The organism is Deinococcus sp., assembly GCF_025362455.1.
Classification (GTDB): Bacteria; Deinococcota; Deinococci; order Deinococcales; family Deinococcaceae; genus Deinococcus.
This window is the reverse complement of record NZ_JANYGJ010000014.1, coordinates 1-9,865: the sequence shown is the minus strand read 5'-3', so window position 1 is coordinate 9,865 and position 9,865 is coordinate 1. Positions and strand designations below refer to the sequence as shown.

Below are 9,865 nucleotides of genomic sequence, written 5' to 3'. Positions count from 1 at the left end.
TGTAGACACGAACCTGAATAGCGCCCTTACTGGTAAGCTCTTCGAGAATGTGCTGCTGTTCCAGGGTCAATTCAACTGGGTGAATCTGCTTTCGTCTTGGCATCACTTAGGATATCATAAATTCAGAATCAATGTACTTAGCTCAGCAGTATGTTATCGGCGGCCCATCATCGAGACGGGCGCGGTCTGAACCAGCAGCGTCTGGGCGCGGCCCTGGAAGTAGGCGCTGGCGCCGGTGTTGCTGTCGCGGCCCCGGTGGGCGAAACGCCACAGCATCTTGCCCGCCTGGGTGTTGACCTCCACGCGGGGATCGAGTTCTCTGGTCATGGTTTCGCGCAGAATTTCGAGGTCGGCCTTCCAGTCGTCTTTGCTGACCTCGGCGCTGTGGTGGCCGTAATCTTCCAGGATTTTGAGGTAATATCCACCATTGCGTTGCTCGGCGGTGTAGCGGCCCTGGAGTGTTTTCATCCCCGGAGTCTACAGCGGCGCGGCGCGGGCAACTGAGCATGGAGCACGAAAGAGGCGGGGCGGCGCAACGATTTGTAGCGATGAACCGCTGTTCGTGCGAGCACTGCGGCGGGGTGCTAGTTTTGAGCGATGAGGACTCAGGCGGGCGCGGCTGCCAGTTGCAAAGGAGTTGCCGGGTGACCGTCCCAGACCTGGCGCGGCTCGATGCCCTGAATGCTCGCCTGCGTTCATTGCCGCTCCCGCCCGCGCTCGCGGCCAGTCTGGACACCGACTGGGAAGTGGTCCAGACCTATAACTCAAATGCCACCGAGGGCAATACCCTGACGCTGGCCGAAACCAAAGCGGTGCTGCTGGACGGTATCACGGTGTCCGGTCACCCTCTGCGTGAGCATCTGGAGGTTGTCAACCATAGGCAAGCCTGGCGATTGATGCGCCGCCTGGCCGCGCAGCCGGGGAACGTGACCGAGGATGAGGTGCTCTCACTGCACCGGGTCATCCTGACGGGCATCCAGACGCTGGACGCGGGGGTCTATCGCCGAGACCGGGTACGGGTGATTGGGCCTAGCCGGATCTCCCCGAATCCGTTGAAGGTGCCGGAGCTGGTGCCGCCGTTTCTCTTGGAGATCAACGCGGATCAGGCGCATCCAGTCCTCGTAGCGGCGCGGCTCCATTACGGTCTGGTCGCCATTCAGCCCTTCAGCGGCGGCAACGGACACACTGCCCGATTGCTGATGAACCTGTGGCTGATCCGTTCGGGCTTTCCGCCCGCCCTGCTGCCGGTCACCGAGCGGGCGAGCTACTACGCCGCGCTGGAGGAAGCCAATGGCGGCAAGCTGGCTCCCTTTGAAGCGTTGATCGCCGAGCGGGTGCGGGTGGCGTTGCTGGAACTGCTGGAGATCGTCGGCGGCTGACCTGAGACGTGAGGCACAGGAGTCAAGGCAAAAACCCCGCCCTGAGACGAGGTTTGTGTGTGGTGCACCCTGCTGGACTCGAACCAGCGACCGACCGCTTAGAAGGCGGTTGCTCTATCCAACTGAGCTAAGGGTGCCTAAGAGCAACTTAAGCCTACGTCAGCGCCTGCAAGAGAGGTGAGGGGCGGTCAGGCCCGGTAGGTGCCGTTCTGCCCAAGACGCCGTCCCCGAACCTACGGCCACCAAATCGTAGCCGAACACTAGTTGAGACTGAAACCCGCCCCCGACCCTGGGGCCACCAGACAACGAACGAACCTCATTCCAACCAAAAACCAACATCTTGCCCCCACAAACGACGCAGCCCCCACACCGGGGGGCCTTGGCCTGTGCTGGAGCGGGATCACGGATTCGAACCGAGGCCAGAAGCTTGGAAGGCTGCTGTGCTACCACTACACCAATCCCGCAGTTGCGCGTTACGCTCTGGTCGAGGCGACAGGATTCGAACCTGCGACCCTTTGGTCCCAAACCAAATGCGCTACCAGGCTGCGCTACGCCTCGTCGGTAACGCGCAGAGGGGAGTATACAGGACGCGGCGCCCCGGCTCAAGCCCGCCGTAACGGCCTAGGCCACTTGGCCCTGAATAAACCGGGGCGCGGCGCCTACCCTGAGACATGTTGCCCTTCTTGCCCAGTGGCCCGGCGCATTCCTCGCCTCGCTCCCTCGCCTGGCAAAGCCGCCCCACTGCTCCGGCCCTGCACCCCCTGACCCGCGCACTCCTCGAAGACCTGGCCGCCGACGATCCGGAGGTCGCGGAGAGTATCTTGCAGGCTCTGCACGAAGCCGGAAACGTCCAGGCGCTGCTCAATGTCGGGCTGAGCCATCCGTCCTGGCGGGTGCGTGAGCGCTGCCGGGCGCTGCTGGAGCAGCCTTGACCTCGTTCGTCCGTCCGAGAGCCCTACAACCCGGCGACACGGTGGCGGCGCTGAGCTTATCGAGCGGCTTTGTCACCGAGGTGATGCACCGCTACGAAGCTGGGCGAAGACAAATTCAAACGGCCCTGGGCTGGACCATCATCCCCGCCCCAAACGCATTGCGCGGCGCCGACTACCTCTACCGCAACCCCCAGGCCCGCGCCGACGACCTGTACTGGGCGCTGGAAAATGACGAGGTGGCCGGACTGCTGAGCGTCATCGGCGGCGACGACAGCATCCGGCTGCTGCCGCTGATCGACCTGAATATCATCCGCGCCCACCCGAAGGTCTTCCTGGGCTATTCCGACAGCACCGTGACGCTGATGCAGTTCCTGAGAGCCGGGGTCTGCGCTTTCCACGGCCCGGCCCTGCTGAGCGACTTCGCCGAGCACAGCGGCATTCGCCCGGAGGTGGCCCGCAGCGCGGCGCAGGCGACCATGCATGCCGGGCCGTACACCATCGAGCCCAGTGCCGAGTGGGCGGCGGGCGGTCCCGACTGGCTGGACGCCGAGTTGCAGAACGTGCCCCGCCCGTTCACGCCGTCGGACGGCTGGGTATGGCTCCAGGGCACTCAGGTCGCCGAGGGTCACCTGATCGGCGGCTGCCTGGACGTGCTGGATATGCTCAGTGGCACGCCCGGCTGGCCGGAGAGCGAACTCTGGCGCGGCGCCATGCTCTGTCTGGAAACCTCGAACGACGTACCGCCGCCTTCGCAGGTCGGCTACTGGCTGCGAAACTTCGCGGCCCAGGGCATGTTGCAAAGCGCTGCCGGACTGGTGCTGGCCCGGCCCCGCGACTACACGCCCCAGATGATTACCGAACTCTATGGTTGGGTGAGCAAAGTGCTCTGGGAGGCGGGCCGCGAAGACCTGCCGGTGCTGGCGAACGTGGACTTTGGGCATACCAGTCCACAACTGACCCTCCCGTTCGGAGCCCTGGCCCGGCTCGACCCGGAGCGGCAAACCTTCAGCGTGCTTCACGGTGGAGTGTCGCCAGGCTCGCTATGATGCATCTTCAACACCAGGTGAACTGAACTCGGTTTGCCCGGCCCAAGGAGCCCGATGCCCGCTTTACCCAGACAACCAGTTCTTAAGCCCGAAAAACCGTATAGCCGTAGAAACGACGTCCTGAGCAAACTGGGCGCAGGCGGAGCGATCATGGCCACTTCGATCATCGTGGTCGCCTTCTCCCGGCCTGCCAGCGAGGTCAAACTGCGTCAGGCGGCGCTGAACGTGCTCGGCAAGGGGCTGCCCAGCCGCCGCCGCTTCGCCGTGGAACTCTGGGACGGCACCCGCATCGCCGCGACGGGTCCAGAAGACGCCGTGCTGCGCCTGAATTCGCCCAAGACCCTGGGCCGTCTGCTGCGGCTGCCGCTCGACGTGGCCATCGGTGAGGCGTACATCCGGGGCGACTTCGATATCGAGGGCGATTTTTCGGCCATCGTCGAACTCGGCGACACTTTCGACGCCGCGCCCGGCTGGGCCGCCGCCCCCGGCCTGCTGCGCGACGTGGACAGGCTGCGCCGGGGAGCCGGGGCGCCGCCGCCCTCGCCGCGTGCCAGCCTGGAAGGCAACACCCACAGCCGCGAGCGCGACAGGGCCGCCATCGAGCACCACTACGACGTGTCCAACGATTTTTATAAACTGTGGCTCGATGAACGGATGGTCTACTCCTGCGGCTACTTTCCGAACGGCGACGAAACGCTCGGCGAGGCCCAGGCCGCCAAGCTCGAACACGTCTGCCGCAAGCTGAGGCTTCAGGAAGGTGAACATCTGCTCGATATCGGCTGCGGTTGGGGCGGGCTGGCCATCTACGCCGCGCAGCACTACGGCGTGCGGGTCACGGGCGTCACGCTCTCGGCGGCGCAACTGCGCGAGGGTCAGGCGCGGGTGGAGGCAGCCGGGCTGGGCCACCTGGTCAGCCTGGAGTTGCGCGACTACCGCGACGTGGTGGGGCCGTTCGACAAGATTTCCAGCGTCGGCATGGCCGAGCACGTGGGCCGCAAGAACATGGCCGAGTATTTTGAAACCGCCTACCGGGTGCTGCGGCCCGGCGGGCTGATGCTCAACCACGCCATCTCGTCGGGGCTGGCGCAGGCGCACGTGACCAGCCTGCTGCAATCCGGCAACTTCGCCCGCCGCTATATTTTCCCCGACGGCGAGCTGCTGCCGGTCTGGGAGACGCAGAAGTTCGCCGAGGCGGCGCTGTTTGAAGTCCGCGACGTGGAAAACCTGCGCGAGCACTACGCCCAGACGCTGGGCCACTGGGCCAGAAACTTAGAGGCCCACGAGCAGGAGGCCCGGCAGCATCTGAGCAAGGCGCGTTACCGGCTGTGGCGCATCTACCTCAACGCCTGCGTGTACTACTTCAGCGCCGGGCACCTGTCGATTTTTCAGACGCTGCTGGCCAAGCCGGATGAAGCGCGGCATGTGCCTTTGCCACGCAGCCGGGCGGATTTGTACCGATAGGGCTTGTGGCTTCGAAGGACCGCTGGCGAGCGTGCCCGGCGGTCTTTTCGCTCTATAACCTCAGCAGCGAATATCCTGTTTGAAATACTTCTGGCTCAGTTTGGCGTAACTGCCGTCCTGCAAGATCTTGGCCAAGGCGACGTTGATGCTCGTGCGGAGTTCAGTGTTGTTTTTGGCGACCACCATCCCGATCTCCTCGCGCCACAGCAGCGGCCCGACCCTCAGTTTGCTGTCAGGAAAGCGTTTCACGGCGTCCAGGGCGGCGAAGCGGTCAGTCACCAGGCTGGCGACCTGGCCTGAAACCAGCCCGGCGTAGCTTTTGCCGCTGGTGGCGTAGGGTTTGACCCTGACTGGAAAGGGCAGCTTCCTGAGATACCCCTCGTAGGTGCTGCCCGCCTCGGCGCCCACCGACTGATTCTCGAACGCTTTGCTGTCCAGTGGCCCCGCCGGGGTCGAGAGGGCCACACCGCCCGTGCAGTAGTGCGGGTTGGTGAAATCCACGAGTTTGGCCCGCGTGCTGGTGATGGCATGCGAGGCGATCAGCACGTCCACATCGGGGTTCTTGATGATGTCTGGAATCAGCGTATCGAAATTTTTGACCTGCCAGACGGGCCGCAGCCCGATCCTTTTGGCGATCAGGTTGCCGAGTTCGACCTCGAAGCCCACCGGCTTGCCCATACCTCCCGTGATCGAACCCAGAATCGAGCTGAACGGCGCAAAGTCCGCACTGGTGTAGAGGTGCAGCGTACCGTCGGCCTTGATCTGGTTGAGGTTCCGGGCCTGGGCGGTGCCAAGGGTCGCCAGGACGGCGATCAGGATTGTCTGTACGTTTCTCCGCATAACAGATAGTAGAGTGCAAGCATTATTACAAAAATCATTCATTGACGCTTAATTCAAGGAGGTGAGCGCATGGTCATTCGGAGAATAGTGCCGAAGTGACGGCCCAGTCAGTATCGGGTCAACCCAATACGACATATCAATTGGGCGACGCTCCTCCGGTTGGAGGGTACTTCGGTTTCTCGGCTGGCCTGATCGGCTGATGTGGTCAGGAGTATCAGCGCTGCCAAACCCGCGCCACTTCGGTGACCAACTCCGATTACAGCGCCGCCGCCACCCTCGCAAACAGCGCTGGCACAGCCGGATGCGCTGCGCCGTTGACCCAGCCGAAGCGCCCGTCGCGCAGCGGGCCGCCCTCGCCGGTGCCCATGCCGTCCGGAAAGAGGGCACGGTGGTCGGACGGGGCGCCCTCGCCAGCGTCTCCGAAGGCCGCCAGCACCGCCTCGACCTCGCGGGGCTGGCCAAAGTGCAGCATCTGGAGTTGCCCCTGATCGTCCCAGACGAAGCGGGCCTTGCCCAGCGGACCGTTCATGTTCAGATCGGGAAGCCTGCCGGGCCGACTGACATGCGCCGCAGCCAGTCCGGGCCGCAGCCGCAAGGTGACCTCCAGCGCGCTCCCCAGGTGCCCGAACGAGCCGACGAACAGCCGCGTCAGGTCGTAGCCCTGCACGTTCTTGACGACCTGTCCGCCCGCCCTGACCGTGCGTCCGCTGGGGGCCAGGAAGGTCACGCCCAGAATCTCGCTGGCGAAAAAGAAGTTCTGAGCGAAACCGCCGCGCTCCAGCAGCCCACTCAGGCCCCCCGGCAGCTCGACGGGTGGGAACGGTGGATACAGCCCGGCGGGCAGTGCGGCGTAGATGTCCAGCAGCGGCGTGTCCCCGCTGGCGATGAGCAGTTGATCGGCGGCGCTGAGCCTAAGGACGGGCATCTAAACTAATCTCATCTAAACTAATCTCATCTGACCTGATCTCGTCTGACCTGATCTCATCTGGCAAAATCTTGCCGGGGTTGAGCCGTCCCTGGGGGTCCAGGGCGTGCTTGACCGACCACAGGGCGCTGATGGTCACCGGGTCCACCGCCTCGGCCATGAAGCCGCGTTTCATGGCGCCGATGCCGTGCTCGCCGCTGAGCACCCCGCCGTGCCGGATGGCGACCTGCGCGACCTGATGCGCCAGCTCATGCACCTTCTCGCTGCTTTCGCGGCGCGGGTCGAACAGGATGTTGGGGTGCAGGTTGCCGTCGCCGATGTGCCCGAACTGCACCAGCCGCAGCCCGGACGCCTCGCCCAGCGCTTTGATCTCGCGCACGACCTCGGCCAGGCTGCTGCGCGGCACCACGATGTCCTCGTTCATGCGCTGCGGGCGGATGCGGCCCAGCGAGGGGCTGATGCTCCGCCGTGCCCGCCAGAGTGCGGCGCTGTCGGCGTCGCTGGCGGCCCGCCGCACTTTGCCGCCATGGTGCAGGCAGGCCGCTTCGACCAGCGCCAGTTCCTCTTCCACGGTGGCCAGGTCTTCGCCGTCGGTATCGACCAGCAGCACGGCCTCGGCTTCCCTGGGCAGCCCGATCTGGAGGTAGTCCTCCACGGCGCCCACGCAGGCCCGGTCCATGAATTCGAGCTTGGACGGCACGGCGCCCGCCGCAATCGCCTCCGAGACCGCCTGCGCCGCCTGCCCGACCTCGGCGAAGTGACTCATCAGCGTGCGGGTAAAGCGGGGTGGGGTGCTCAGGCGCAGCGTGGCCTCGGTAATCAGGCCCAGGGTGCCCTCCGAGCCGATCAGCAGCCCGGCCAGGTCGAAGGCGCCCCTGGTCAGGTGATGCACCTCGCCGTCCGCGTCCACGAATTCAAGCGCCTTGACGTAATCGCCGGTCACGCCGTACTTGAAGCACATCGGCCCGCCCGCGTTCTCGGCCAGGTTGCCGCCGATGGTGCTGGTGCGGAAGCTGGCGGGGTCCGGCGGGTACACCAGCCCGTGAGGCCGCGCCGCGTCGCTGATCGCCAGCGTGATGACCCCGGCCTGTGCCCGCGCCTCGCGCTGAGCAGCGAAAATCTCCAGCCGGGTCATGCGGGTAAACGCGATGACCAGCGATTCTTCGAGAGGCGCCGCGCCGCCGCTGAGCCCGCTGGCCGCGCCGCGTCCGACAATCGGCACCCCGGCAGCCCGCGCCGCCCTGACGGCTGCCACCACATCCGCCGTGCTTTCGGGCAGCACCACGCACAGGGGGGTCTTGCCGACCAGAATGGCGTCGTAGCCGTAGTTGAGGCGCTCGGCGCGGCTGCTCAGCACCTTCTGCGGCCCCAGCAACCGGGTCAGTTCGGCAGCCAACGGACTCAGCGGTCTGGACGTGGAGACCGGCTTGGGCGTGCGTTTGGTCGTCATCAGACTCATAATTCCCCCCGGTAGGCCAGATCCAGAATCTCTATCGTGTGATGCACCGGCACCTTGCTGCCCTGCCGCCGTAGATGGCTCTGAAGCTGCGTGTGGCAGCCGATGTTGCCGCTGGCGACCAGATCGGGTTTGGTGCTCAGCACATTCCCCGCCTTGCGTGCCCCCAACTGGCTGGCCAAATCCGGCTGCTCCAGGTTGTAGGTGCCCGCCGAGCCGCAGCAGAGGTCACCCTCCGGCACCTCCAGCACGGTGACGCCGGGGATGAGCCGCAGCAGCGCCCTGGGCTGTGCCCGGATGCCCTGGGCGTGCGCCAGGTGGCAGGCGTCGTGGTAGGCGACGCTCAGCGGGCGCGAGGTCGGCTCGAACGGTTCCAGGCCGCCGTCTTCGCTCAGGTGCGCCAGGAAGGTGCTGATGTCCATGACCTTGGCCGAGAGCGCCTGGGCAGCCTGCTCCTCCGGCAGTCCGCGCAGCACCTCGGGGTACTCGCGCAGCCCGGCGCCGCAGCCCCCGGCGTTGCTGAGAATGGCGTCGTAGTCGTCGGGGTTGAAGGCCTTGAGGTTGGCCCGCGCCAGTTTCAGCGCCTCGCCTCTGGCCCCGGTATGCAGCGCCGCCGCCCCGCAGCAGCCCTGGCCGCCTGGAATGACCACCTCCACCCCGTTGTGGGCCAGCACGCGCAGGGTCGCCGCGTTGAAGTTGGGCGCCAGCGCCTGCTGGGCGCAGCCTTCCAGAAACGCCACCCGCGCCCGTCTTTCGCCCTGGGCCGGGGTGAAGCGCGGCAGATTCTGCATGGCTGGAACGTGCTCCGGCAGCAGATCGAGCGGGGATCTGAGCGCACTCGGCAGCAGCGGAGCGAGCGGTTTGGCATACTGGCCGATCCGCGCTGCCACGCTGAACAGTTTGGGTGCGGGCAGAATCTTGAGAATAGCGGCCCGCTTGGCCTTATCGAAGGCACTGCGCTCACGCTGGGGCTCGCTCCAGCCGCGAAAACTGGTAATCAGTTCGCCGTAGGGCACACCGCTGGGGCAGGCGGTGACGCAGCCCATACAGCCCAGGCAGCGGTCCAGGTGCGGCGCGGCGTCAAAGAGCGGCAACTCGCCTTCCAGCACCTCTTTCATCAGGAAAATGCGGCCACGCGGGCTGTCCATCTCGTCGCCCAGCAGCGCGTAGGTCGGGCAGGCGGGCAGGCAGAAGCCGCAATGCACGCAGGCGTCGATGGCGTGCGCCATGATCTCGCCCTGCGCTCCGAGCTGCCCAACCGGAATATCGTGATTCATGCCTGCGCCCCTGCCGGATTCATGCACTGAGCTTGCCACATGAAGGCCGGGACAATGGTGCGCTGCGAAGACAGGGTGGGAAGTGGGGCGCGGCTGCGCCGCTTGTGGGGAGTGGGAAGTGGGGAAAGATGGGGAGTGGGCAGGGATAAGGACGTAGGCTTTGTGTTTCCGCTGGAGTAGAACACTACATTCCAGCGAGGTCAGTTATGTGCAGGTGCGGAGCACGAGCGCCCTACGTGAGCTACACGATGTGGAGAACGCGGTGAGACAAAGTGCGGCTGGAACGAACTGGAAGTACCATGCACAGCGCAGCGACAAACCCCCTCCAAGGTTCTATTGACACGTCAGCTAATCAAGAGAGGTGAGGGGCGGGCAGGCGTCCTCAAGGGCGTCCGTTCACGACGAAGGGCCTGCCCGCTGGGGCTTATCGTTACCCACAAGTCAGTCATCGACCGAAGAAGAGCCGAGACTGAAGGATGACAACGGCACAATGGCAGGATGAAGTGACGTGGGCGGCGGGGATCTGGGGTGCAGCGGATTTAGGTGATC

Annotated in this window: 9 protein-coding genes and 3 tRNA genes; 4 read left to right on the top strand and 8 right to left on the bottom strand. The window is 65.2% G+C overall.

Translation table 11 applies throughout. The features are described 5' to 3' along the window. Nucleotides 1-153 precede the first annotated feature (153 nt). Nucleotides 154-468 (bottom strand): hypothetical protein, encoded by a 315-nt coding sequence (locus Q0R23_RS01175; protein WP_293909463.1) that lies wholly within the window; start codon nt 466-468, stop codon nt 154-156. Nucleotides 469-644: 176 nt separating this feature from the next. Here Q0R23_RS01175 and Q0R23_RS01170 point away from each other — a divergent pair, with 176 nt between their 5' ends. After that, nucleotides 645-1,379 carry a Fic family protein gene (locus Q0R23_RS01170; protein ID WP_293909460.1) on the top strand — a complete coding sequence of 245 codons (735 nt, stop codon included), beginning with the start codon at nt 645-647 and terminating at the stop codon, nt 1,377-1,379. 60 nt (nt 1,380-1,439) lie between these two features. Here the strand turns inward: Q0R23_RS01170 and Q0R23_RS01165 are convergent. The 3 genes from Q0R23_RS01165 to Q0R23_RS01155 form a co-directional block, all read right to left on the bottom strand. Next, nucleotides 1,440-1,516 (bottom strand) — tRNA-Arg (locus tag Q0R23_RS01165). A 253-nt stretch (nt 1,517-1,769) separates the two neighbouring features. Then, nucleotides 1,770-1,843 (bottom strand) — tRNA-Gly (locus Q0R23_RS01160). Between the two features lie 17 nt (nt 1,844-1,860). Continuing rightward, nucleotides 1,861-1,937, bottom strand: a tRNA-Pro gene (locus Q0R23_RS01155). A 113-nt stretch (nt 1,938-2,050) separates the two neighbouring features. On the opposite strand from Q0R23_RS01155, the gene Q0R23_RS01150 reads away from it, so the two are divergent. The 3 genes from Q0R23_RS01150 to Q0R23_RS01140 all read left to right on the top strand — a co-directional run bounded on the left by Q0R23_RS01150 (nt 2,051) and on the right by Q0R23_RS01140 (nt 4,818). Continuing rightward, on the top strand, nt 2,051-2,311 hold the full coding sequence (locus tag Q0R23_RS01150; RefSeq protein WP_293909458.1) for a hypothetical protein: 261 nt from the start codon (nt 2,051-2,053) through the stop codon (nt 2,309-2,311). Then, entirely contained in the window at nt 2,308-3,357 is a 1,050-nt protein-coding gene (locus Q0R23_RS01145) for a S66 peptidase family protein (RefSeq protein ID WP_293909455.1), read from the top strand. Before Q0R23_RS01150 ends, Q0R23_RS01145 begins: the two co-directional genes overlap by 4 nt. A gap of 150 nt (nt 3,358-3,507) precedes the next feature. Beyond that, nucleotides 3,508-4,818: a cyclopropane-fatty-acyl-phospholipid synthase family protein gene (locus Q0R23_RS01140; protein ID WP_293909453.1), complete on the top strand. Its 1,311-nt coding sequence runs from the start codon at nt 3,508-3,510 to the stop codon at nt 4,816-4,818. Nucleotides 4,819-4,878: 60 nt separating this feature from the next. Here Q0R23_RS01140 and Q0R23_RS01135 read toward each other — a convergent pair whose 3' ends face one another. From Q0R23_RS01135 to glcF, 4 genes are all read right to left on the bottom strand, one after another. Beyond that, the gene (locus Q0R23_RS01135; RefSeq protein WP_293909451.1) at nt 4,879-5,658 is read right to left on the bottom strand and encodes an ABC transporter substrate-binding protein; all 780 of its coding nucleotides are present in this window, start codon (nt 5,656-5,658) and stop codon (nt 4,879-4,881) included. A gap of 256 nt (nt 5,659-5,914) precedes the next feature. After that, on the bottom strand, nt 5,915-6,583 hold the full coding sequence (locus tag Q0R23_RS01130; RefSeq protein ID WP_293909449.1) for a DUF5639 domain-containing protein: 669 nt from the start codon (nt 6,581-6,583) through the stop codon (nt 5,915-5,917). Then, nucleotides 6,570-8,033, bottom strand: a complete 1,464-nt coding sequence (locus tag Q0R23_RS01125; RefSeq protein WP_293909447.1) for an FAD-linked oxidase C-terminal domain-containing protein — start codon at nt 8,031-8,033, stop codon at nt 6,570-6,572. The genes Q0R23_RS01130 and Q0R23_RS01125 overlap by 14 nt, the downstream gene beginning before the upstream one ends. Before the next feature lie 5 nt (nt 8,034-8,038). Beyond that, nucleotides 8,039-9,316: a glycolate oxidase subunit GlcF gene (glcF, locus tag Q0R23_RS01120; protein ID WP_293909445.1), complete on the bottom strand. Its 1,278-nt coding sequence runs from the start codon at nt 9,314-9,316 to the stop codon at nt 8,039-8,041. Between the last annotated feature and the right edge of the window lie 549 nt (nt 9,317-9,865).